The following is a 23,248-nucleotide window of genomic DNA, read 5'->3' on the forward strand; positions in this document are numbered from 1 at the left end:
TGATGACCACATTTGGCCCCGGCAAAGCTGACTACGGAACTGTCTATACCGAAATGTTAAAGACATCCGCATTGCATGACAACGATGCCGCCGACGCTCTTACAGGTCTTATTTTAGCGGGTTACCAGATTGTGAATAATGTCTCTGATGAGCAGGTTACCAAAGATAAGGAGCGGGCTGCCGGAGCGCAGATTGCCGGGATTCTGGCGAAAAATTCAAAATTCAGTTCAGAGACGACCCGGGCGAGAACGGCGGAAGAACTGAAATTGCAAACGGTAATACTAGCCTTGGGTTTACAGGAATCGTTGAAAAACAACACCGCAGACGCCTATCGTAAAAGTATAGCGGCAATGTTTCAAAAATCTTATCAATTAGACCTGTATAAGTTCCAGCTAACAGCTAAGGGATTCGGCAAAAAATAAGTTTTATTGCTTCAGAAAAGACTGGTTTGATCTTCCGGAGGTGGTTCCTGTCCGTAGATTTGATCCATTATCTTTTAAGGTCCCCGATTCCATTTTGTCTGTATTTGCTATCATCCTCTCTATTTTAGTCCTGGTCAGTCAAACCCGCCAGCGCAGGCCTGGAACAATTCACGAGAAAGTAGAGTTTGAGATCAATATTCGTGTAGAAGAAAAATTTCTAAAGTGCTCGAAATGCTGCACGTCGTTGTTTTACGACCGCATTCTGACTTTCTTTTATACCGTTTTTTTTAAATAGCTTTTAAACAACGTCTTCGGGAAAAAGGCAAACGAAAAATAAATTTTAATCTTTTTAAATCATTTAAAAAATGAAAACAGCAGAAAAAAATGCCACAGCAGTAAAGGTACAGTAGAAAAAGGTATAGCAGAGAAAAACAACCAAACAGTTAACCGCATTTAAATCGCCCGAACCTGACAGGAGAGGAAGCCAAAAAATGAAAGCGGTAAAGATTCAAGCACCGGCTAAAATTGCAGAAATTTGCGGTCGGAAAAATCAGCGGGGCTTATGGTTTTGTGCCGCTTCCATGGATAACCAACCCCGCCTACGTAGCGTAATTACCACAAGGTTTTTTAATTCTGCTTTAGGTAATTGATGCGCATATAATCTGTAAGCGGCCTCAGCCGGCGGTCTGTATGGATAGGGTGCATGCCTGGCGCTGTAAAAACCTCTAATTTACCCCCTGTTTTAAAGTACCATAACTTTCCAACTGAATAGCCGGTCACGGTGTCCGGTTTCATGATTTTTTTGAAGTGTAAGACTTGCTGGGTATCCAACGCGACGGCCTGCCGGTTCTCCATTTGAAGCTCACAGGGTACAGGCTGATAGTGATCATCTTCCCAGACCATGCATTTCTCTTTGCCGGTCAGGGGTGGATCAGCACGGGTAAAGCTTATAGAAAAATAACCGGCATATAAAATAAGGACGAAAAGTATGGCGGCACCTGCAACGGTGAAATACTTTTGTTTTGATTTAGGTTGTTTTGGGGGAGGAACTTCTATAACATCATTGCCTGTTGAGAGTGGGGTTCCGGTTTCGTGAACTTCGTCGGCCTGCTGTTCAGGCGTTTCAACGATGTACTGACGCTCAAATTGATAAGGCCTCGGCTCAAAATCGATGAGCCAGGCCAACAACTCCACATTTTTGATATCAGTATTTCGGTGAAGATCTTTGATAAAGTAATCAAATGATCTTAGTATTTCTGCACCGTCTCTTTTAATATGCATGGCATATGCAGTAAGGTCGTCGATCTTACCAAAAGTAGCTTCGATCGTTCTACGGTCCTTTAACAGATACCGGGTTCGAAGTACTTCAAGACATTCATCGCGCAACTTGGCACGGGTTGGGTGTTCTAAATTCATGGAAAGGCCGTCGTCGGCCTTTTTCTGTTTATAAAAATCCAATACCAGTCGCTTATAATCTTCAAACATTTTTAAGAATAATAAAAGTAAAACTAACACGATTTCCGGAATGTACAAGGCATTTACGGAAACCCGTAGGATGATCGGGAATTATGGGAATTCCCTGCATATAAGCAGTTTGTACCGCTATACATTTGTTTACGAAATCGGAAGCCAACCCCTTCGCTAGCGGGGATGGCATTAGCAATCTGGTTTCAAAAAGGGCTGCGGCCGCGGTTATCAGGAACTGGCTTGGGAAGCGGTTCCGGATCTCCGCGGTCAAGGCCCGCACTTCCCAAAACAAGGTAAGAAGCGCTTCTTACGCGGTACAGAGCTGTCCCCAAACGGTTGGCGGACGCCTGCTTTTATGGATCTTTTAACACTTAAAAAAAATGTTTTTTCAAATATTTCTTGCCCTTTTTTTGGGTCTGGCAAGCCCGTGCGATTCAAATCAAAATGGTGGTGGCACCGTAACGACACAGGGTGACGGAAGCGGCGGCGAAGGCGGCCATATCCCTCCGGGTCCTCCTATTCCGCCACCTCCTCCTGGTGGAAACGGTTAATTATTTTCTGACGCCGGGCGGGGTTACCTCGCCCGGTTTTTTTGCAAAGTATTTCATTGGTTTTTGCTATTTTAGCTAAAAAACCAAATTGAAAAAGTCATTATATTTTTCACTGGTCTCTTTACTGGGCTTACTGAGCTGCCAGAAAGAAAAACCTAAACCTGTCTTCACCGCTGTCGCGGATTACAAAAAAGCCGAAAGCTTTTTATACCGCCGGAATGATTCGGCGTTCTTTTACTTCAACAAGGTCGTAGCAGCAAAAAAAGATAGCCTGCAGGTGGCTATGGCGCTCAATCAAATGGGTGTCATCCAATCAGAAGCGGGTGATTTCTTTGGTGCCCAGGAAAGCCTGCTGGCCTCTTTAAATTTCCTGCATAAGGCCAACCCACGGGACCGAAATTGTCTCGCCTCGGATTATAACGAACTCGGACTGACCAGCTTTAACCTCAAGGATTACCGCCCGGCTGTCGCTTTCTTTGATTCCGCAGCGATATACTCCGATCACAAACCGTTACAGTCGGTCATCTTAGGTAATAAGGCATTAGCCTATCGCGATATGGGGGCTTACCCGCAGGCATTGGTGCTTTATCGTAAGGCTTTATCATCGACGCAGAAATATTCTAAAGATTACGCGCGAAGTTTGTCCAATATGGCGCTGACCAAATGGCTTGCCGACCCGGGATACCGTGCTGCGCCGGAACTCTTACTGGCTTTGGGGATCCGGCAGCGGGAAAATGACCTCTGGGGCCTGAATGCAAGCTATGTGCACCTGACGCGTTATTATTCGGCGATCAACCGGGATTCGGCTTTGTATTACGCCTTGCGCTGGTACGCGGCTGCTAAGCGGGTCAACAGCCCGGACGACCAGCTGGAGGCATTGCCTGCTTTGATCAAATTAAGTCCTAAAGGGAAGGTAAAAGCCTATTTTACAAAGTATCTGCAATTAGCGGACAGCATTCAACGCGCCCGTAACGCGGCCAAAAACCAGTTCGCGCTGATCCGGTATGATGCAGAAAAAAACAAAGCGGATAAGCTTGAACTGCAAAAACAGAATAATGAAAAGCGATACCAGATTGTTAAACAACAGATCTTTTTGGCCGGCACCCTGCTGGTTCTTTTTGGAGGTTCCGCCCTGGCGCTCTTCTGGTTCAGAAAGCGGAAGCAACGCATGGAGCTGGAGGCACAGAACAGGATCAATGAAAGCCGTTTGCAAACCTCCAAGAAGGTGCACGACGTGGTGGCCAACGGGCTTTACCGGATGATGTCGGAGGTGGAGAACCGGCAAGAGGTCGACCGGGATGCTTTACTGGATAAGATCGAAGTGCTTTATGAGAAGTCAAGGGACATATCCTATGAGAGTTCGAGGCATGATGAACAGGCCTTCCACGATAAGATCGCGGAAATCATTTTTTCGTTCGCGACGCCCGGCACGGAAGTTATTCTCGTCGGCAATGACGAAGACTTTTGGCGGGACGTCAAGGAAACATCAAGGTATGAACTGGAGCATATCCTGCAGGAATTGATGGTCAACATGAAGAAGCATAGCGGGGCTGCCGCTGTCGTGTTGAAGATGGAAACGACAGGTGAGGGGAGAAAGGTCCTGTATTCGGATGATGGGGTGGGATTAAAAAATGATTTCCGGCCGAATAACGGATTGACCAATACGGGAAACCGTATACGGTCGATCGGCGGCGATATTAATTTTGATGAGCATACCGGGAAAGGGCTTCGCATCACGTTGTCGTTTCCTGTTACCTAAACCATTAATCATGTTCAAAAACGTACTTATTGCAGAAGACCACGAAAGTGCCAGTATCTCTATACAAAAAACCCTTTCCGACCTGGGAATCGACCGGGCGCATTATACGTATTACTGCGACGACGCGCTGACCCGTGTGAGAAAGGGGATGGCAAGCGGGGAACCTTATGAATTGCTGATCACGGACCTTTCTTTCGAAGACGATGGCTCCCCCCAGGTCATCAAAACGGGTGCCGGACTGATCGAAGAGGCCAAAAAGATCTGTCCTTCCCTGAAAGTGCTTGTTTTTTCTGCTGAACAGAACCCCGTGGTGATCAGTGAGCTGTTTCACCGCCTGGAGGTCAGCGGTTTTGTGCGAAAAGCGCGGAGGGACGCGCAGGAACTGAAGGCTGCCATTGAAGCAATCGCCAAAAACAAGCGCCATTATCCGCTGGAATTTCGCCAGGATATCAGGCAAAAGAATGCCTACAATTTTACCGGTTACGATGTGACGCTCATCTCGCTGCTGTCAAAAGGGGTGCTGCAAAAGAATATACCGGCTTACCTGGCTGAACATAAGATCAGTCCGTCGGGCTTAAGCAGCGTGGAAAAGCGTTTTAACCAAATCAGGGAGGCGCTCGGCTTTTCCAAAAATGAGCAGCTAGTTGCTTACTGTAAGGACAAGGGCATCATTTGATCGATATCGATTAACTCCAAACCATATGTCGATTGGCATATTGTTCATCAATTATTTATTTAAATAATTTCCGTTTTACGGTTTACCGTAATTATTCCGTTTTCCCGGAAAGTATTTTTGGGATGTTGATGCAATTGTAGAAAGCATTATAAGTACCTAAACCTTATCGCAATTAAGAATATGAGAACAGTGGCCTTATGCCTATTTCTGCTGGCATGTAAAATTCATGAACCCAAAATGGTATATGTGTGCGACAGCCGCGGCGCAAAACGATATCATCTGAAAGAAAATTGCCGTGGACTCCGAAACTGTACTTACCGCATCATTAAGATCACGGAAGAAAACGCGAAGGGTGATGGAAAAACGCTTTGTCACTTTGAAGATTAGTTCCTGCTAATATGAAAACCAATAAGTTCACCAGGCTTTTTAATATTAAAAAGCCGTTTTTACGGCAGCTGCTCTATGAACAGGTCATCATTGGTCAAAATCCCTATTTATTGATTAGCTGGGAAAGTATAAACGCGACAAAATTAAGCATTAAAGCTTTGGGTTTTTGCAGCCGTCGGCCAAAAGGGTCTGCCTATATGGCTATTCCCGGCGAAGTGTCCGTCCTGAAATTGAAGGTAAGTAGCTTCTGGCGAAAGCACCGGCTTACCATCGAACTGAAAAAGACCTTGTTGGACAGACAGGTAGATTATACTGCGGTGATGAAAGTAATAGAATTACCGCTTTCGGTTCAATACAAGCCGGCCATTGTGAACAAATTTTCTACGCCGCCGGTACCCAGGGGGGGGGCAAGGATACGAACTGTCAATATGCATTTTGCGATAAAATCATCAAAAATAAAATATGGAAAATAACTTTTACGAACACAAGCGCTCAACGCGCCTGATGCGCTTGTTTTGGAAGGCGGCCGGCGCGGACCGTTATATTCTGGAGCGCAGCACGTATGGTGACCAGGTTAAATATGTATGTCTCGGTGGGATCATCATGGCTACAGGTGTAATGGCGGCGATAGCAGGTGGATATGCTTTTTACACCATATTCGAACCTAAAGGTAACGCCATAGACTCCTTTCAGACGGTTTCGGGAATTGAAGGCTCGTATGACCGGACGGATATCGCCACCGCCATTAAGGCCTGCATATTCGGCCTGATATGGGGTGCTATAATTTTTAATATCGACCGGTTTATCGTGACCAGTACGGGTAAAGGTGATGGTACGGAAGCCATTACGCGTAAGGAACTCGTGGGGGCACTTCCCAGGCTGATCATGGGCGCGATCATCGCGCTGACCATTTCCAAGCCGGTTGAGATCAGGATGTTCAAGACAGAGATCGATGTGGCCCTTCATGAAAAGCAGATCCAGCAGCAGCAGCTGTATAAAGCCAATATCGACTCGATCTTTAAAGGGGAGATCAAAAAGAAGGAATTAACCCAGGAACGTTTTTTTAAACGTATCCATGACCTGGATGTGATCAGCGATACGCTGAGGTCACGAATAGCATGGGAAAACAGCCATGGCGGTTGTAAGGGAAAGTGCTTGTTATTTATTGACCAGCGTAAACAAAACCAGGAGGAGAAACAAACCATTGAAAACGATCCGGAATTTAAAAAAGTGAGGAGCGAACTGGATGGCCTTGAGAAAGAGCGAAGCCGTAAGCTCGCGGAATCTGATAAGGTCGCCGCGGGACTTGACGGGCTGCTGGAAAGAATTAAACTGGCGCATGAAAAGGCTGGATGGATCATCTCCATTTTTGTGACACTTTTATTCATGACCATCGAATTGACGCCTATATTTTTCAAATTAATGCTGATAAAGAGTCCCTATGATTACCTCGAGGAAAACATCAAGGAACTCATCAAAGCGAACCAGGGGATCGAGATCAAGCATAATTATTACCCGGACGGAGAAGGTATTGAACGCGACCTGGTCATTAACCACGAAGTGCTGAAAATGCTGAAGGAAAAAGTCAAGTTACTGGAAACGCAGAGCGAGTTGAGCGCTAAAGCGATAGATGCCTGGAAGGATAAGAAGCTGCAGGATATTGAAGAACATCCCGAAGATTATATCGCTGAACAATGATGAAAAAGCACTCGACAAGTAGAACGATCGTCAGCCTCATCGGCATCGATTACCAGATTCTGACGCGGTCGGGCGGGGATAATATGGATAAGTTCTTCTTATGCGGACTGACAGTGATCTGCATTGCGATCATCAGCTTTTTATCGGTTTTCTATGCATTCGACCTGATGTTCCACAAGTGGTATGCCGAGGTCTTGCTGTCGGGTTTCTTTTCGCTGACGTTTTTAACGATCTATCTTTTACTGATCCAGACGTTCTCAAAGGAAAGATTGCCAAGAGGATATAAGAGCAGCCCCTTGACCACCAGCAATGTCACCAGGACTTGCTTTGTGATCATGATCAGTTTCCTTATGGCGCAGCCTGTCAGGATCTATTTTCTGGAAAACCGGTTAGACCAGGATATCGAACGCTATCGTATCGGGCTTTTTAAACAGTTCGTGACCAGGAACAAGCAACTTTATCAGGCGGATCTTCAGCGCCTAAAGCGGCGTGCAATTGAGCTGAGTACCCTCGCGGATGATGGCGCAGCGGTGTCGCTCAAGGCGAAGAACGATGCAGAAATTACGGCTATTTTAGCAACCATCAGCACGGACAACGAAAAAGCACTATTGAAGATCAACAATTCTGATTTTTTTCTGCAGCGGATCAAAGCGGCGGGCAGATACCCGGTCTCCTGGCTGATTTGCCTGCTGGTCATGATATTTTTTGGGATACCTGTAGTGCTGATCCTTTCCATTTCCGGTGAAGGGCGCTACTACCTCTTGAAAAAGCAGGCCGATCACGAGCTGATCGAATCTGCTTACCTGGGCTTTAAAGAACGTTACAGCGCCATATTTTTAGGGAGATATGGAAAACAGGTTGCTTTTTATGAGGTGCATACCGATGCGCCTTACAATTGGAACCGAATTCCCGAACCGGGCTATGGTACACATGAAGATTTTCAGAAGGAGCAGGGCTGGTGATGGATTTTAACAAAGATTATTACCGGGTGCTTGGGCTGAAGGTCAAAGCGACGGCTGCCGAGGTCAAAGCGGCATACCGTTCGCAAGCCAAAAAGTTCCATCCGGACCTGCATCCGAATGATCCGGATTGTGAGAGCAGGATCAAGGAAATCAATGAAGCTTGGGAGGTGCTCGGAAACGGTGAGCAAAGGTTTATCTATGACACGTTTAAGGAAGCGGAACGTGCGGAGGCTAACAAAGTTCCGCCCGTCCAGGAGCCGGTGAAACCTAAACCAGGTCAAAGGACCAGTACGAGAAAACAATGGGCAGCGCGTGAAAAAAAATATTACCTGAGCGGAGAACTGGTTATGAAATTCCGGGGAATTCAGGATGAGTTCCTGACAGTTGATGTTTTGAAAGAGGTTGTCTATAACCTGAAGCCTACCGATGTCCGCGCACATATTAAACAGGATGATATTTTCTACGAGGCGATGCCGCCACATTTCCGGGCACGTTTTGACGGTCCCAAAATAAATTTAAAGGTTCCGCAGCCGGTTAAAGCTACGGTGAGCGGTCCTTGGGGGAACCGGCATTACCTGCTGGAAATTAAGGACTTGGTTATCCCGACCGTTACAGTGCGGGATGTGACCAAAGATGATGGCGATAGCTTCGGAACGCTTTCCGGTATATTTTACGGATACATCAGCATCGTTCAGTACGTGGAAGTGGAAAGCCAGATCACGGAATTTTACGGGCCGACAGGAAAAAAGGATTTTAAGACCGAGCAGGGAGGCCGCTATGAGCGCCGGGAATATTATCATGCTGACGGTTCAACGTACTGGAGCAACTGGGCGGCTACGGGGCCTAAAAGTACGGGATATACAGGCAGGCGCTATGGTTATGACAAACGGTCAGTAAAAGCGGCGGGCGATGCCGGGTGCCTTTCTTATGTGTTCGGCTTATTATTCCTAATTTTTGTTTTGCCGAAACTGATCTGGATCTGGCCGGTGGGCTTGTTATTCCTTCTTCTTTGGCTGATCTCTGTAAAAAGGTGGTCGGGCATCTTTGTCTTGGTAAGCGGTTTCGCTGCACTTCTCTTCCTGTTTAGCCTCTTCAGTACCTATCATCAAAAGACTGATCAGCACCCGGTGTCGGTTGTTAAATCTCTGAAAAAACGTGTCACCAAAAAAGCTGTTCCGGGTTCTCGAGATACGTTGATCACACACCTCCGGTCCTGGAGCGATTATGAGGGTAAAGTATATGAGGGCAAATATTCGGTCAGTCAGTCAGCCCTGAGGGCTGCCGGCCGGTATAAACAGGACTTGGCTGTGGACGCGGAGGGAGAAGTGGCGTATGATATGATGCTGCAAAAGCTTCTTTCAAAGGATAAAAGACAACTGAAGGGGCTGTACGCAATGCTTGATAGGATCAGGGACCGGGATAAGCTGGACCGTAAAAAGTTTGCGGAAATGTTCGTGAGTATGGTACAGGATATCCCATATGCTATTGTATTGCCCCAGGAATGCGATTCCTCTTTATACCATGACCGGTTCATATCCGGATACCTGGGCAGGACAGATGCGCGGTGCGATGCGAACCAGCGGTTCGGGATCAATACGCCGGTCGAATTCCTGGCGGGCCTTAACGGCGATTGCGATACGCGAACGCTGCTGATCTTTACGGTGCTGAGCCACTATAAATATGATGTAGCCCTACTCAGCAGCACACCCTACAGCCATTCCCTGATCGGGGTGGACCTGCCGTATGAGGGGGCAGCTTATGAGGGTCCTGAGGGACGCTATGTACTTTGGGAAACGACTTCCAAGTCAGCCCCTGGCCTCTTGCCTAATGATATCAATAACCTGGATTACTGGCGCATTTCACTCATATCAAAACCATGAACACAAACAAACTTATCGTATTGCTGCTGACAGGGCCTTTTTCCATGGTCCTTTTACTGACGCTTATCAAATTCATGCTCCGCAAGATCCGGGAACAAGGGGAAGAAGACTTCAGGCTCAAACCAGGTTATGGGCTTTATTTTGCAGGTCTGCTGATCTCGGGGATGCTGATCCAACTGACAGCGACCAGCCGTATCGCGGAAGCGGCGGATATCCTGCAAAAGAACGCCGGCGCGGGGATCATGACCGACCTGGGCAAGACCGCTGTTTTGTTCATGGGGCTGGGGATCGTCTGGTTTTTCCTGTGTTACCTGCTGGCCCACGTTTTTACGGTTGCTGGCCTCGGTATCAAAAAAGAACGGGAGGAAATGGTCCTGGGCAATACCTATTATTTCCTGATCAAATCCGTGTTGCTTATCGCGTTTGCGTTGTTGATGTCGCCGGGTCTTGCGTTGGTGCTCCGTTGGCTGATGCCGGGCATTTCCGTACAGTTCATTCACTAACACGGAAATGGATACATCAGGGAAACAAGAGGCGGGTGAGAAAATGGGTATGCTTAACCTGGTGGTGCTGGTACTGTCGGTATATGTTCTACTCGCTTTACTGGTCGATACGGTTTACCAGTTGCCTGCGGAAACTTCAGCGTTGCTGACCTATATCGATAACACGATATGTGTGTTTTTTTTCGCGGAATTCTGTACCCGGTTCTACCAGGCTGAGCAAAAATGGCGGTTTTTGAAATGGGGTTGGATCGACCTGGTTTCCAGTTTGCCGGCAGTAAGTTTCCTGCGTGCGGGCAGGCTGCTGCGGTTGATCCGGCTGCTGCGCCTGGTGCGGGCGTTCCGTTCGACACAATCATTTGTCCGGCATGTGTTTAAAAATAAGGCGCAGGGGGCTTTTACCATGCTGAGTATCCTGGCTTTGCTGCTGGTGATCTTCAGTTCGATCGCGATCCTGCAGGTGGAAAAAGCGCCGGAAAGCAATATCAAAACAGCGGAAGATGCGATCTGGTGGTCTTATGTGACGATCACGACAGTGGGTTATGGTGATAAATTTCCGGTAACAACGGAAGGGCGGCTGATCGCTGCGGTGCTGATGACGGCAGGGGTGGGTTTGTTCGGGACGTTCACGGCTTATGTGGCCAGCTGGTTTGTGGAACCGGCCCGGAACGATAATCAAAAATCCTGACCGGGTACGGGTTTCCGTAAGCAGCTTGATGGGTTGTGCAATAGATTTGTGATGACTTAAATTTTACACCATGAAAAGAAATATTGCCGGATTTATCCTGATCTGCCTGCTTCACTGGGGCTGCTCCAAACCTTCTTCTGCTTCACAGAACGATGATGGCGATTGCGGTACTTATAAAAGTGGACAGCAGCTTTTTTCAGGGCCTAAAGGTGGCTGTTACTACTATAGCTCAGGCGGCAACAAAGAGTACGTTGAACGTTCGGCATGTAAATGTGGGCTTTAATTCTTAAAAGCAACCTAACATAACCTAAACTATGCAAACCAAAATTTACTTCATTTTTTTCGTAGGTACCGTTCTGATTGGTGCCTGCACTTCAGATACGCAGATCGGCGAAAATACTTTTGTCCACAACGAAAAGATCTACAGGGTTATTGATAACGAGGTTCGTGAGATCGGAGACCTTTCCAGTAAGGAGATAAAACAATTCGAGGTCTCCAGGCCGAAAGAAAAAGATTTTGGTACAAGCAGTTTAAGTTTTGTAAAACCCGGGGCTTACACTTCGCTTAAAGCATTATACCGGGGTAACTTTTTGTACTATACGCTCATGATAAACGGTCTGAATGATTTACGTGAGAATTATAACGGGGGTACGATTACGGTTGAATTTGTTGATGAGTACGGCTTTATTATGCATGCCACGGAAATACCCACTTCTGAACTTATTGGTGAAATGGGTGAAGAGGGTAAATACTCTGATTTTATTTATCATGGGAAGACAGAAATGAGCACCGAGATCAACGCTGCGATCAAAAAATACGATGTGACCGCCAGTATCAAACACAAGTCCTATTACGGTTACTGATTAATTTAAACATCTATGTATTCTGCAATGAAACTTTTTGAAGGAGAGCAAATTTTAATGACGACCGATGGCAATGCGGTCATTTTAACCAATTACCGGATCCGGCTGACGGAGAGCAAGGCATGGGGACATTCGCAAACAACTTCGATGATGCTGGAGAATATCAGTTCTACTGAGGTAGCTTACCTGAGTTATCCGGTTCTTTTTGTTTTTGCGGGTGTTTGTGCGTTAGTGGCTGCTGCAATGATGGCGAATGGCGGTGATTTAGTGTTCTTATTTGCGATTGTTGCGGTGGTCATGATCATCGCCTATTTTGCAAGCAGACGGCACGTTTGCGCTATTGCTTCAGATGGCGGCGCGAAGATCGTTTTTTCAATAAGCGGCCTGAGCAAAGAGGCGGTTCTTAATTTTATTGAAAGTGTCGAGGCTGCAAAGCACAAACGCTTAAGCAGGTAGATTGAACTTAATTCAATTAAGTCTTGTCTTTACGGTTTACCTTAAAAGAGGTTCAGATTGATTGGTTAATTTTATCCATAAAACAATTTAAAATCATGGAAAATATAGAAGCAATTAAACCTGGGCCAAAGCCCAAGAAGGAAGACGGTTCTGATGACAGGAGACGGCATGTTGACCCGCCAAACAAACCGAAGCATCCGACTTTACCGCCGCATGTTCACAAACCGGGGAAAGGCTACAGTAAATAGTTAAGCAAATAGTCTTATGAGACTGTAAACTTAGCATTTTGTAATTACAGTGATGACATTACAAGCGTTAAAGAGTTTGTAAAAGACCTGGTTAAATGCCGGGTTTTTTTATTGTTTTACAGTACGGTTTCCCGTAGATGTTTTTAGCTATGCGTTGTTATTTTTGGTTTGTGATATAACTGCTTTGATTGTCATAAGCCCAGTAACCTAACCTTAATGAATAAATATCGCTACCCTCTTATCGTATTATCGCGAAGAATCGCTAATGTCGGAAAGGAAAACGAAATACAGGAATCCGTCGGAACAAAGGTTAACCCTGAAATACCCGGTCATGGAACTTATGGAGGTTTGCTTTTTGATCCCCGTTGGAGAGCAAGACGTGCACAAATATTGGCCAGGGACAAAGATAAGTGTGTCGTATGTAGTAAAGGAGATGAATTACAGGTCCATCATCGTCAATATCATTTTATAAAAAAAGCAACTTGTTTCAAACCTCCCTGGGATTATGAAGATCATCTGCTGATAACCCTTTGTAAAAGCTGCCACCATCGTGGTCACAGTAAATTCAAGGTACCTATTGTAAATATATGATTATGAATGTATTTAAGCTTTTTAAGCGGCAGGAAAAACAACCTTTTGCTGCAGAAACCAACGAAATCCTGCTTAATTCTGATACGGAAGGAATTTTATTACCCGAGATCAAAGAGGATGTGTTCATCGAACATATAGCGAACAAGCCCTCCGAAAATAATTCTCATTTTTTTACAGAATCACCAACATCGCAAATGGATAATACAACAAATAGCGTAGCTGATAACAACATCGCGCTTTTATATGCCTTTCTTGATCGAAATCATGAAGCCAAAGGTTATGACGACGCCTTGCTTAATCCGGATAGCAGTCACTTAGCGCAAAATCTTGATGCACTTAAAAATGATCTTGTCCGGACCATAAACAAGGTAAAGACTTTTTATGAAGATTTTATACAGGAAACTGAGTATCATATCCTAAGCAGGGGCCGGAGCGGCATGGTTGATATTGTAGAAGAACTTGAAATGAAAAAGAGCATCGCTGCCGGTCATATGGCAAAACTAACCGTGATTGAAGATAATACAGCAAAAGGTGAGGGCGATTGTAAAGGTATCCTGCTTAGCTATACCCGGGGTTTTAAGAATGGGCTAGCGGCTATATCCCATCATAACATTCTCATAAAACGATTCTAAATGAAAAATTGGTGGGTAAAATTTGGATGTTTCCTGACCGGATATAATTATGATATCCTGATATGTTCGAGTGAGGTCGCTGTGAAGGCATTAAAACGGTATACCTCTGCTATGCTGATTGTTTGCTTGTTGTGGTCCTTTATTGGTTATGTATTTACCGAGCGCTATATGAAAGCAGGAGTAATAGGGGCGATAGTTGGCGCGGCTACGTTATGTTTTATTATCGTTCAGATCGAACGCCAGATTATCCTGGCTACTCATTCCAATAAACTCATGCATCGTTTTAGGGTATGCATTGCTTTAGCAATGGCGCTTATTGGGTCAATTATCGTTGATCAGATCATCTTCCAGAAAGATATAGAGCTTGGTAAGATCGAGTCGTTGAATGCTAAGATCAACAAAGTCTTGCCGGACAGGACAAAAGACATCAAAAGCCAGATCGTGCAATTAGACCAGGCAGTTATCAATAAAGAAGGTGAAAGACAAATATTGATGGCTGATATCACCAGCCACCCAACGATCAAGTCGGTCAGTTCACAAAGTCGAAGTCAGCCTGTAATCACAAGTACCCAGGATTCGTCAAAAAATACGAAACAATCGGTTAATGTGGTTAATATTAATTCCGTAGCGGTGAGTTACATCCCAAATCCAAATATTGGGTTATTAAACCCTTTGAATGAGCAGCTTAATTTATTGCGGAAAGAAAAATCTATAAAGGAAGCATCATTGATCAAACTTCGGTCAGAACTGGAAAAGGAAATCAGCGAAAAAACAGGATTTCTGGATGAGCTTATCGTAATGGTGAATCTTATCAAAGGTTCTGTTGTGGCGCTTTTAGTATGGCTTCTTTGGCTTTCTTTCCTTATCGGAATAGAATTATTCGTTTTAGTTAGTAAAAGAGGAAATGAGGAAAATGACTATGATCTTACTATAAAGCATCATATGGAACTCCAAAAAAGAAAACTCAGGCTGATGGCAGCACAAATCGCAGCTCCGGATAGTGATTTTAAAATTTAAACCTAATCTCTTAACAATGGATTTCAAAGACCAGATATTACAATTAGCCGCGCGTGTTGAAAAACTTTTGCCGCAGCTCAAAACCGAGGAGGCCACTAAAAACGCGCTCATTATGCCGTTCATCCAGGTGTTGGGCTACGACGTATTTAATCCCTTCGAGGTTAACCCGGAATTTATCGCCGATATCGGTATCAAGAAAGGGGAGAAGGTCGACTACGCGATCATGAAAGAAGGCGAGCCGGCCATTCTCATCGAATGCAAGCATCACTTGGAAAAGCTCGATCCGCATAATTCGCAGTTGTTCCGGTATTTCCATACCACCAAGGCGAAGTTCGGCCTGCTCACCAACGGCTTGAACTACCGTTTTTATACCGACCTGGAAGAACGGAACAAAATGGACAGTACGCCGTTCTTCGAATTTAACATCACCGAGATCAAAGAAGCGGAGACCGCAGAACTCAAAAAGTTCCATAAGTCCTATTTCGACGTCGAAAGCATTACCAATACCGCCAGTGAACTTAAATACCTCAACGAGCTCAAAAACCTGCTCCATAAAGAATTGATCACACCCTCAGAGACCTTCGTATCCTTTTTTACCAAACAGGTCTATACCGGCGTGATGACCGCCAGGATCAAAGAACAATTCGGCCCCATCATTAAACGCGCCTTCAACGTCCTGATCAGCGACGCCATCAACGAAAGGCTCCAGTCCGCTCTCAAACAAGAAAAACAACTCGAAGCTGCGGAAGCCTAACCCGAAGAAAGCTCTACGGTCCCGGCCTCCGCTATTGTTACCACCGAGGAAGAACTCGAAGGCTTTTACATCGTCAAATCCCTGCTCCGCCAGCACACCGACGCCAAACGCATCACTTACCGGGATGCGCAGTCTTATTTCGCGATCCTGCTGGATGACAATAACCGCAAAACCATCTGCCGGCTGTACCTGGGCGGCTCAAAGGAGTATCTGGTCGTACTCGATGAAGCCAAGAAAGAGGTTAGATATGAACTGTCATCTTTAGACGAAATTTACCGATATGCAGATGAATTGTTGAAAGTAATGGGGCGCCTGGAAAAAAGTAAATCTAATTAATAACTTATGGCGACTTATCACGACAACAGAAGGATTAAATGGAACGACATAGGCGCGGCCTATCATGATAATGGCAGGATCGCTTACAATGCGCTTGGGGTCGCTTATCACGACAATGGCAAGATCGCTTACAACGCGTTAGGTGTCGCTTATCACGAAAACGGTCGCATCGCACTCAATGCGTTAGGTACTGCTTACCATAGCAACGGAAGAATAGCCTTAAACGCATTAGGTACTGCTTACCACAATGGTCGGGTGGCGTTTTCCTCGCTGGGTGTTTTTTATGACCCTAAAGGGAAAATAGTCCAACATGCAAGTTTTAGCATCACCTTAGGTAAAGGTATTATCATGACGCTGATACCTCATGTTAAAATTGCTGTTTATGGTAGAAAGGTTAATTAAGGATTTGGTGCCAGTATGATCTTCACCTGCCGGTAATCGGTCTTGACGAAGATATAGTGCGAAATGTCGCATTGAAGTAATGAATGCCACAAATACTTTTTTCTTATCTGTAACATTTAAATAATTTGCCGACTACGCTGATAATATTTATATTGCAGTCGCCTAAACATAATCTAATCAACATGATGTATCACAATATACTCTTTACTTACGCACTGCGGATTTTTTTCAAAAATACGATCGCTTAAGTTCTTTTAACCCCAACCTAATCTTCATGATTTTTTTTCGACCTTTAAAAGGCCTCCTTGCTTTTACAGTATTATTTTGCTGCTTCAAAAATGTCACAGCACAAACCTCCGACGCTGCCAGTCGTTACGGCCAGGTTTCGATCACTTCACCCACCCCCGCGGCTTTGGCCAAATTCGTTGATATCCCTGTTAGTTTACACACTGGTATACCCCAGATCAGTATTCCTTTGTATACGATAAAAGACGGTGCGCTGTCCTTATCGCTAAGTATGAGCTATCATGCCGGCGGCTTGAAAACTATGGAGCCCGCAGGATGGACCGGGGCCGGTTGGGCATTGAATGCCGGTGGAGTCATTACCAGGTCGGTCAGAGGAACGCCTGATGAAGCGTTTACCGTAAACAGCTTCCAAAAAAGAGGATATTTTAGCGACTATGGGGCGCGAAATTATTTATATGAGGCAGCATTCGGTACACAGGCGCTATATGATGATTTCAAAATGGGATATCGCGACGGTGAACCGGATTTATTCTTTTTCAACTTCAATGGCTACTCCGGCAAATTTTATTTCAACGATGATCGTATGCCGATGTTATTGCCTGAACAGGATATAAAAATTGAATATAACTATCCTAACAGCACGCAGAGTATACAGGGATTTACGCTGACAACCCCAGACGGGGTAAAATACTATTTTGGCGCGACACCATCCACGACCGACGTTGACCCGGTTGAAACCTCCAACATTTGCACCTCTGATGGAATAGGTTTCGACAAAGTAATTTCCAGTTGGTATCTAAACAAGATTGAATCGCCTGATGGCATAAATTCGATTACACTGAATTATCAGACCGAAGAATATGGTTACCACATGCTTTCATTTTCCGCGGGAATTCCGGGAAGTGCGGGTTATAAGCTTATCAAAAACTATGTTAAAGGTGTGCGATTAAGCAATATTACGTCGAGTAACTGTCAGATTAACTTTGTCCCTTCCGATAACCCGCGACAAGATCTTTCCGGAGTTTTTCCGAGGGATATCGGCGATGTTGCAAACACCTCAGCGAAATCGCTATACCGAATAGACATTCTAAATAAAGATGGGGTCACGGTTATTAAAAAATTTCGGTTTAACTATGATTATTTTTCGGACTTGATTACGCCGCTGCCGCAATATATCACCGGCGTTACAACCGATCAGAAAAGATTGAAATTATTAAGTATCCAGGAAGAAGGAAGATCCGCTCAGCTGATTCCTCCTTACAAATTCGAATATTTTGATGAATCGGTCCCTAGGCGTTTGAGTTTTGGTCAGGACCACTGGGGGTTCATTAATGGCGCGTCCAACGCCACTATAATAGGCACCTATACCAATAACAATGCCGTCGTCAATGGCGCGAACCGCGATCCTGCATTTCCGGCGATGCGCGGAGGAACGCTTAAAAAAATTATTTTCCCAACCGGTGGCTATAACGTTTATGATTACGAAGCGAATCAGATAAAGACAACGAGTGCGTCAGGAACCAATTTGGAACGGCAGCCGTTTAAATACATGCATGTTGGATTTGACGGTTGCCAGTGTGTTAAAGATACCATTGAAACAGTTTCCCTGGATTATCACCTCTTTGTGTTTTCTTTATCAAACCGGAATAATGGGGGGCTTGGTCAGTTAAAGATTTACAACAGCAGTCATGTTCTCATGGACCAAATTTCCGCACAGTTGAGTCAGACGGTTGAGATCACAAGGAATTATCCGCCTGGTGTTTATACTTTGGAGTTAATCAAATTCGATGCTTACGGAGGACAGGGTGCTGAACTGAACGTATACATGTTGGCAGGCGCAATGATTGCGAATAATGCTATGGTCGGTGGTTTGCGCATCAAAAGTATCACTCAGGCTGCTACGAATGGCAACCCTGATATGGTAACCGATTATGATTATACTGAAGGTCAGTCAAATCTAACCAGCGGAGTCTTGTTTGGGAAACCTGCTATCGTTCAAATTATCAGGAACGAGGTATGGCGCCTGGCGAGTACAGATTCTCCCCCGGGCGGATGTATAACCAGTGGCAACCTTGGGTTTCTAGTTTCTCCTGTTAGTATAAGGCCAATGGATAATACTCAAGGTAGCCACGTAGGCTATAAAAGAGTAAAGACAAGCCAGCAAGGAAATGGATCTACCGTTAGTATTTTCGATACTGATGGGGAGGCGATGACTGCTACAGACGATATCGTCAGCAGGAAAATTAACAGCAACCAAATTTGTGATTACTTGTCTATTCCTAATTACCCTGCGCCGCCGCCGTCTTATAGCTACAACAGGGGCCAACTTATTTACAAGGCGGATTTAGACAACAATGGTGTTGTCCTTCGTGACGTGACGTACCAAAATAATTACATAGATAATCCCGTACGTACCCCTGCTTTAACTATTGTTCCAAACATTATTGTATCGGGGTGGGGATATCCGAGCGGCATGTCGGGACTATTTACATGGTACGAAATGAAAACAGGACATTTGATAAGTACAGTTGTGGTTAACCACGATTACACAAACGAAGGAGGAGTATCCACGCAACAGGAGAGTTATTTTGAAAGTCCTTTTCACAGGCAGTTAACGCGAAAGTTGATGTATAATTCAACAGGTGAAACCTTGGAAACAAAGTATTTGTATACTTCTGATTTCCGCATCACAAATCAAGACAATATCAATAACGGTATTACTACCTATGAGAACTCTTTATACACCCATACCGGCAACTACACCGCGAACTATGGCTTTTGTACTGATGCCACTTGCCGGAAGAATACATGGATTCAATATGATAAAGATCTTTGCTTGGACCGGCAAGCATTCATCAATACCCGCAGAACAAATCTAACGAACCCAGGAAGTGTCTACAATACTACTTTTGCTTCTGCCTTTTCGTCTGCGAACACGGATTTGAAGCCGTTACTGGATATGCGTTTGCAGAACAATCTGGCGTTGGTAGAGACGGTAAACCTAAAGAACGGGAATGTTTTGAATGCGACGTATAACACCTATGCTTACAAGCCCGGGTCGGGGAACAAGGTTTATCTGTCGAAGATCAACAAAGCTGATTTCCTGACATCACCGGCGACGTTCGCTTTTACGAAGACGGCAACGGATAACATATCGGTTGTGAAAGATGCGTCGTATACAGCGGGTACGGAGAAAGCTTTTTTCGAGTACGCCTCGGGCAACATTACGGAGGTAAAGCTGAAAGACAATACACCGACGTCCTACCAGTGGGGGTATAACGGTCAATATCCGGTTGCCTCGGCAAAGAACGCACGATCGGTGAACATATTTTTCGAAAGCTTTGAAGAAGGGGCGGGCAGCAGTACGCCGGATGACAGTAAGACGGGCCACTACAGCAAGCTGAGCGGTTACAGTAAGGCACTTAGCGGGCTGGATAATGGCGCGTATACGTTAACATATTACCAGAAGGTGAGCGGAATATGGCAGTGGGTGAGCACAGGTGTAACGGTTTCCGGCGGGGCCTATACGATCAGCATACCGGGACAGGTGGACGATGTTCGCTTTGCGCCTTCGGGAGCGATGGTGACGAGTTATACGTATGATCCGCAGATCGGGATGACGAGCAGTATGGATCAGAACGGTGTGGTAACCTATTATGAGTACGATAGTTTCCAGCGCCTTAAAACGATCCGTGATAAGGATAAGAACATATTGAAGAGCTACTGCTATAATTACGCGGGGCAGCAGGGCGCCTGCGATATTCCGGGGGTGACCTATTATTACAATACGGCGCAGTCCCAGCCGTTCAACCGGGCACCCTGCCAGTTTGGTACCGGAAGTTCGGTAACCTATACGGTAAAAGACAGTATGTATGTATCTACCATAAGCGTAGCAGACGCGAACGCCCAGGCGCAGGCGGATATTGCAGCGAACGGACAGAACTATGCCAATGCCAACGGGACCTGCCCGCCGGAACTTTCTCCGATCCCCTACGCGCGTATCGAGCAGACCGGTACCACACCCGGGAATCCGCAGAATTACGCTAGCTACCGGATGGCGCTGTACGCAGATGCGGGTTACACGGTACCATTTGTTACCACGCAGAATCTGGTGGTCAATTACCGGATAACGACCAGCACCGTGGTCAGCAACGGCACGCCAACGATAACCAATAGCAATACCTCGGTTACTATTTTGGCAAATAATAGTACAAGAACCATGGGCTCTTTTGAGAACGGGTGCGGTGTGGGTGGCGGTGGAGAGGCGATCGTAGCCGGCAAAGGAGTAGAGTCTTCAGCGCAAACGGGCGGTGGGACGACGAACCTGATTCCCCCGGGCGGTGGGACGACCTGTGTGACCAAATCGCTGATGCTGCTTCCGGGAACAGGCTATTATGATAATGTTTTTTAACGATCACAACCTAAACGAGAAACAATGTTTACCAACTATAAAAAGTCATTGATTAGCTCATGGAGCGGGGTTACGCTGCTGCTGCTCAGCGTATATACAGGGAGGGCGCAGGCACAGACGAACTGCACGCCCTTACTGCCGCAGGCGACGATCAGTAAGAACTATATTATCAGCTATGTGGCGCGCGACAGCGGGATAACCAACCCAACAGCATCTACGCTGACAAACTGCTCGATGATCCGTACGGTACAGTATTTCGATGGCCTTGGGCGCCCGGTCCAAACAGTGCAGATCAAGGGTAGTCCACTGGGGGATAAAGATGTGATCACGGGCATGGAGTATGACCAGTACGGCCGTCAGGTGAAAAGCTACCTGCCCTATACAGCATCGGGCGCACCTGGGTCTTACCGGTCGAATGCGCTGAATACAGGCGGTAACTATGCGGCAAGCGCGCAAAAGGGCTTTTATGAACAGACCAATCAGAACTATGTGACCATTCCAACGCCTTACGCGACAACCGTGTTCGAAGCATCACCGTTGAACCGGGTCACTGAGCAGGGGGCTCCAGGCACGGCCTGGCTGCCGCGGGCCCAGGGGGGCAGGACGGTAGTGACGGCTTACAACAGTAACAATACGCTGGCGCTGACAGATACGGCTAATACAAGGCTGGTGGCTTTGTACAAAGCTACGGCCACGGCCAGCCAAACTATTAGTTTAACCCGTGGTGCTGCGAATGCGGGCAGGTACGAGGCTAATCAGCTTTCGGTGACCACAACAAAAGATGAGAACTGGCTAAGCGGAAGAGGCGGAACCATTGAAGAATACAGAGATAAAGAGGGTAGAACGGTATTAAAGCGCGCATTTAACTGGTTACCCTTATCTAATACAATGGAGGTGCTGTCAACCTATTATGTTTATGACGACAGGGGGAACCTGGCGTACGTATTGCCGCCAAAGGCGGAAGCTGACGCCGACGGGTTAACGGGTATCTCCCAGGGAGTGCTGGATAACCTGTGTTACCAGTACCGTTATGACGCGCTGGGCAGGCTGACGCAGAAGAAGCTGCCGGGCAAAGGCTGGGAATTCCTGATATATAATAAACTGAACCAGGTAGTAGCAACACAGGACGCGATACAAAGGAATAAGGCCCCGCAGGAGTTCACGATTACGAAGTACGACCCCATAGGCCGTGTGGTGATCACAGGGATATACAAGCACTCGTCAAGTACTGCAGGTACAGATTACCGCGGCGCCTTGCAGAGCCTGCTGGATGCACAGACATGGTTCACAGAGTCGCCGACAGGGGCGCCGGGAAGCTACGGGTATACCTCCGATAGCTGGCCTTCTTTGATATCCAATTTTTTGAGCGTTAATTATTATGATGACTACCGGTTTAATGGCACGAACCCCTATCCGGCGACAGGAACGGAGATCAGTACAAAGACCAAAGGACTGCTGACGGGAAGCATTTCCAACGTTTTAGGCACAGGTTGGATGCTATGGAATGTGATGTATTATGATGACTTGGGAAGAAACGTCAAGACGTTCAGCCAGCATTACCTTTCAGGTTCATCAAATACTAATAACTATGATGAGGTCAGGACAGCATACCTGTTTTCCGGCGAGGTTAAAAAGGTGGTCCGTTACCATAATATCAACAACAGCTCGAACGTAAAAGTACAGGTGCTTGCGGTAGCCAACAGTTATACGTACGATCATATGGGCAGAAAGATCAACAGCACCCAGCAGACGGGCGCTACGCTCCCTGCGCCTGAGGTGGTGATCTCACAGAACGAATACAACGAGATCGGCCAGCTTTCCGTCAAACGTTTGCACTCGGAGACGACCACCGCGCCGTATACGCCCTTTCTTCAAACGATCCAATACAAATATAATGAGCGCGGGTGGTTGAGTAAGATCAATGACCCTGCGGTTACACCGCCTGCAGACAACAGTCAACTGTTCAGCATGCAGCTCAAGTATAATGATGGTACCAATGGGCAGTTCAACGGCAATATCGCCAACCAGGTGTTCCTGAATACCGGCAGTACGTCACCAGCCACGCAGCCGGTGCAGACGTTTACCTACCAGTATGACCAGCTTAACAGGTTAAAGAGCGGGGTTTCAACCGGCGCTGTATCGCCGGTGCTGAATATGTCAGAAACAGCTATAAGCTATGATAAGATGGGCAACATTAAAAATCTGACCAGGGACGGAACGGCCTATACTTACGATTATTCCTACTCGACGCCGGATGGGAACCAGTTGAAAATGATAACCGGGATGATGGCAGGCAGCTATC

At 46.1% G+C, this 23,248-nt stretch carries 22 protein-coding genes; 21 read left to right on the forward strand and 1 reads right to left on the reverse strand.

Going from position 1 to position 23,248, the window contains the following annotated elements:
• Window positions 1-422, forward strand: a 422-nt coding sequence (locus ACFQZI_RS10340) for a hypothetical protein (RefSeq protein ID WP_377142155.1), incomplete at its 5' end; no start/stop codon positions are given.
• A 40-nt stretch (window positions 423-462) separates the two neighbouring features.
• Complete coding sequence (locus ACFQZI_RS10345; protein WP_377142158.1) at window positions 463-717, forward strand: DUF1003 domain-containing protein; 255 nt, start codon at window positions 463-465, stop codon at window positions 715-717.
• A 332-nt stretch (window positions 718-1,049) separates the two neighbouring features.
• Here the strand turns inward: ACFQZI_RS10345 and ACFQZI_RS10350 are convergent, their stop codons facing one another.
• Window positions 1,050-1,955 (reverse strand): hypothetical protein, encoded by a 906-nt coding sequence (locus ACFQZI_RS10350; RefSeq protein WP_377142161.1) that lies wholly within the window; start codon window positions 1,953-1,955, stop codon window positions 1,050-1,052.
• Window positions 1,956-2,528: 573 nt separating this feature from the next.
• Between ACFQZI_RS10350 and ACFQZI_RS10355 the strand changes: the two genes are divergently transcribed.
• The 19 genes from ACFQZI_RS10355 to ACFQZI_RS10445 form a co-directional block, all read left to right on the forward strand.
• Entirely contained in the window at window positions 2,529-4,199 is a 1,671-nt protein-coding gene (locus ACFQZI_RS10355) for a tetratricopeptide repeat-containing sensor histidine kinase (protein ID WP_377142164.1), read from the forward strand.
• Window positions 4,200-4,209: 10 nt separating this feature from the next.
• Window positions 4,210-4,875 (forward strand): response regulator, encoded by a 666-nt coding sequence (locus tag ACFQZI_RS10360; protein ID WP_377142167.1) that lies wholly within the window; start codon window positions 4,210-4,212, stop codon window positions 4,873-4,875.
• A gap of 398 nt (window positions 4,876-5,273) precedes the next feature.
• A complete protein-coding gene (locus ACFQZI_RS10365; RefSeq protein ID WP_377142169.1) occupies window positions 5,274-5,735 on the forward strand; it encodes a hypothetical protein in 462 nt (153 codons plus the stop codon).
• On the forward strand, window positions 5,725-6,960 hold the full coding sequence (locus ACFQZI_RS10370; protein WP_377142172.1) for a DUF4407 domain-containing protein: 1,236 nt from the start codon (window positions 5,725-5,727) through the stop codon (window positions 6,958-6,960). The genes ACFQZI_RS10365 and ACFQZI_RS10370 overlap by 11 nt, the downstream gene beginning before the upstream one ends.
• Window positions 6,957-7,922 (forward strand): hypothetical protein, encoded by a 966-nt coding sequence (locus tag ACFQZI_RS10375; protein ID WP_377142175.1) that lies wholly within the window; start codon window positions 6,957-6,959, stop codon window positions 7,920-7,922. Before ACFQZI_RS10370 ends, ACFQZI_RS10375 begins: the two co-directional genes overlap by 4 nt.
• Window positions 7,922-9,802, forward strand: coding sequence for a J domain-containing protein (locus ACFQZI_RS10380; protein WP_377142178.1), 1,881 nt, complete (start codon window positions 7,922-7,924; stop codon window positions 9,800-9,802). Before ACFQZI_RS10375 ends, ACFQZI_RS10380 begins: the two co-directional genes overlap by 1 nt.
• Window positions 9,799-10,305 (forward strand): hypothetical protein, encoded by a 507-nt coding sequence (locus ACFQZI_RS10385; RefSeq protein WP_377142180.1) that lies wholly within the window; start codon window positions 9,799-9,801, stop codon window positions 10,303-10,305. Before ACFQZI_RS10380 ends, ACFQZI_RS10385 begins: the two co-directional genes overlap by 4 nt.
• A 7-nt stretch (window positions 10,306-10,312) precedes the next feature.
• Window positions 10,313-10,990 carry a potassium channel family protein gene (locus ACFQZI_RS10390; RefSeq protein WP_377142183.1) on the forward strand — a complete coding sequence of 226 codons (678 nt, stop codon included), beginning with the start codon at window positions 10,313-10,315 and terminating at the stop codon, window positions 10,988-10,990.
• Between the two features lie 70 nt (window positions 10,991-11,060).
• The gene (locus ACFQZI_RS10395; protein ID WP_377142185.1) at window positions 11,061-11,273 is read left to right on the forward strand and encodes a hypothetical protein; all 213 of its coding nucleotides are present in this window, start codon (window positions 11,061-11,063) and stop codon (window positions 11,271-11,273) included.
• Window positions 11,274-11,304: 31 nt separating this feature from the next.
• On the forward strand, window positions 11,305-11,853 hold the full coding sequence (locus ACFQZI_RS10400; RefSeq protein WP_377142187.1) for a hypothetical protein: 549 nt from the start codon (window positions 11,305-11,307) through the stop codon (window positions 11,851-11,853).
• Window positions 11,854-11,880: 27 nt separating this feature from the next.
• Complete coding sequence (locus ACFQZI_RS10405) at window positions 11,881-12,309, forward strand: hypothetical protein (protein WP_377142189.1); 429 nt, start codon at window positions 11,881-11,883, stop codon at window positions 12,307-12,309.
• 23 nt (window positions 12,310-12,332) lie between these two features.
• Window positions 12,333-12,557: a hypothetical protein gene (locus ACFQZI_RS10410; protein WP_377142192.1), complete on the forward strand. Its 225-nt coding sequence runs from the start codon at window positions 12,333-12,335 to the stop codon at window positions 12,555-12,557.
• Window positions 12,558-12,773: 216 nt separating this feature from the next.
• Window positions 12,774-13,148 carry an HNH endonuclease gene (locus ACFQZI_RS10415; RefSeq protein ID WP_377142195.1) on the forward strand — a complete coding sequence of 125 codons (375 nt, stop codon included), beginning with the start codon at window positions 12,774-12,776 and terminating at the stop codon, window positions 13,146-13,148.
• Window positions 13,149-13,150: 2 nt separating this feature from the next.
• The gene (locus tag ACFQZI_RS10420; RefSeq protein WP_377142198.1) at window positions 13,151-13,780 is read left to right on the forward strand and encodes a hypothetical protein; all 630 of its coding nucleotides are present in this window, start codon (window positions 13,151-13,153) and stop codon (window positions 13,778-13,780) included.
• Window positions 13,781-14,797, forward strand: coding sequence for a DUF4407 domain-containing protein (locus tag ACFQZI_RS10425; RefSeq protein ID WP_377142201.1), 1,017 nt, complete (start codon window positions 13,781-13,783; stop codon window positions 14,795-14,797).
• A gap of 16 nt (window positions 14,798-14,813) precedes the next feature.
• The gene (locus ACFQZI_RS10430) at window positions 14,814-15,551 is read left to right on the forward strand and encodes a type I restriction endonuclease (protein ID WP_377142204.1); all 738 of its coding nucleotides are present in this window, start codon (window positions 14,814-14,816) and stop codon (window positions 15,549-15,551) included.
• Window positions 15,552-15,893: 342 nt separating this feature from the next.
• Entirely contained in the window at window positions 15,894-16,289 is a 396-nt protein-coding gene (locus ACFQZI_RS10435) for a hypothetical protein (protein ID WP_377142207.1), read from the forward strand.
• A 274-nt stretch (window positions 16,290-16,563) separates the two neighbouring features.
• A complete protein-coding gene (locus tag ACFQZI_RS10440; protein ID WP_377142210.1) occupies window positions 16,564-20,946 on the forward strand; it encodes a DUF5977 domain-containing protein in 4,383 nt (1,460 codons plus the stop codon).
• A gap of 24 nt (window positions 20,947-20,970) precedes the next feature.
• The coding region (locus ACFQZI_RS10445; protein ID WP_377142212.1) for a DUF6443 domain-containing protein at window positions 20,971-23,248 on the forward strand (2,278 nt) is incomplete at its 3' end.

The sequence above is a fragment of the Mucilaginibacter lutimaris genome, from assembly GCF_042676625.1.
Classification (GTDB): Bacteria; Bacteroidota; Bacteroidia; order Sphingobacteriales; family Sphingobacteriaceae; genus Mucilaginibacter; species Mucilaginibacter lutimaris.

Bases quoted from the DNA above. Each gene is read 5' to 3' on its own strand.
- ACFQZI_RS10440 (WP_377142210.1), top strand. From the start codon at position 16,564: ATGATTTTTTTTCGACCTTTAAAAGGCCTCCTTGCTTTTACAGTATTA.
- ACFQZI_RS10405 (WP_377142189.1), top strand. From the start codon at position 11,881: ATGAAACTTTTTGAAGGAGAGCAAATTTTAATGACGACCGATGGCAAT.
- ACFQZI_RS10390 (WP_377142183.1), top strand. From the start codon at position 10,313: ATGGATACATCAGGGAAACAAGAGGCGGGTGAGAAAATGGGTATGCTT.
- ACFQZI_RS10425 (WP_377142201.1), top strand. From the start codon at position 13,781: ATGAAAAATTGGTGGGTAAAATTTGGATGTTTCCTGACCGGATATAAT.
- ACFQZI_RS10380 (WP_377142178.1), top strand. From the start codon at position 7,922: ATGGATTTTAACAAAGATTATTACCGGGTGCTTGGGCTGAAGGTCAAA.
- ACFQZI_RS10360 (WP_377142167.1), top strand. From the start codon at position 4,210: ATGTTCAAAAACGTACTTATTGCAGAAGACCACGAAAGTGCCAGTATC.
- ACFQZI_RS10415 (WP_377142195.1), top strand. From the start codon at position 12,774: ATGAATAAATATCGCTACCCTCTTATCGTATTATCGCGAAGAATCGCT.
- ACFQZI_RS10370 (WP_377142172.1), top strand. From the start codon at position 5,725: ATGGAAAATAACTTTTACGAACACAAGCGCTCAACGCGCCTGATGCGC.
- ACFQZI_RS10375 (WP_377142175.1), top strand. From the start codon at position 6,957: ATGATGAAAAAGCACTCGACAAGTAGAACGATCGTCAGCCTCATCGGC.
- ACFQZI_RS10435 (WP_377142207.1), top strand. From the start codon at position 15,894: ATGGCGACTTATCACGACAACAGAAGGATTAAATGGAACGACATAGGC.
- ACFQZI_RS10395 (WP_377142185.1), top strand. From the start codon at position 11,061: ATGAAAAGAAATATTGCCGGATTTATCCTGATCTGCCTGCTTCACTGG.
- ACFQZI_RS10400 (WP_377142187.1), top strand. From the start codon at position 11,305: ATGCAAACCAAAATTTACTTCATTTTTTTCGTAGGTACCGTTCTGATT.
- ACFQZI_RS10420 (WP_377142198.1), top strand. From the start codon at position 13,151: ATGAATGTATTTAAGCTTTTTAAGCGGCAGGAAAAACAACCTTTTGCT.
- ACFQZI_RS10385 (WP_377142180.1), top strand. From the start codon at position 9,799: ATGAACACAAACAAACTTATCGTATTGCTGCTGACAGGGCCTTTTTCC.
- ACFQZI_RS10365 (WP_377142169.1), top strand. From the start codon at position 5,274: ATGAAAACCAATAAGTTCACCAGGCTTTTTAATATTAAAAAGCCGTTT.
- ACFQZI_RS10430 (WP_377142204.1), top strand. From the start codon at position 14,814: ATGGATTTCAAAGACCAGATATTACAATTAGCCGCGCGTGTTGAAAAA.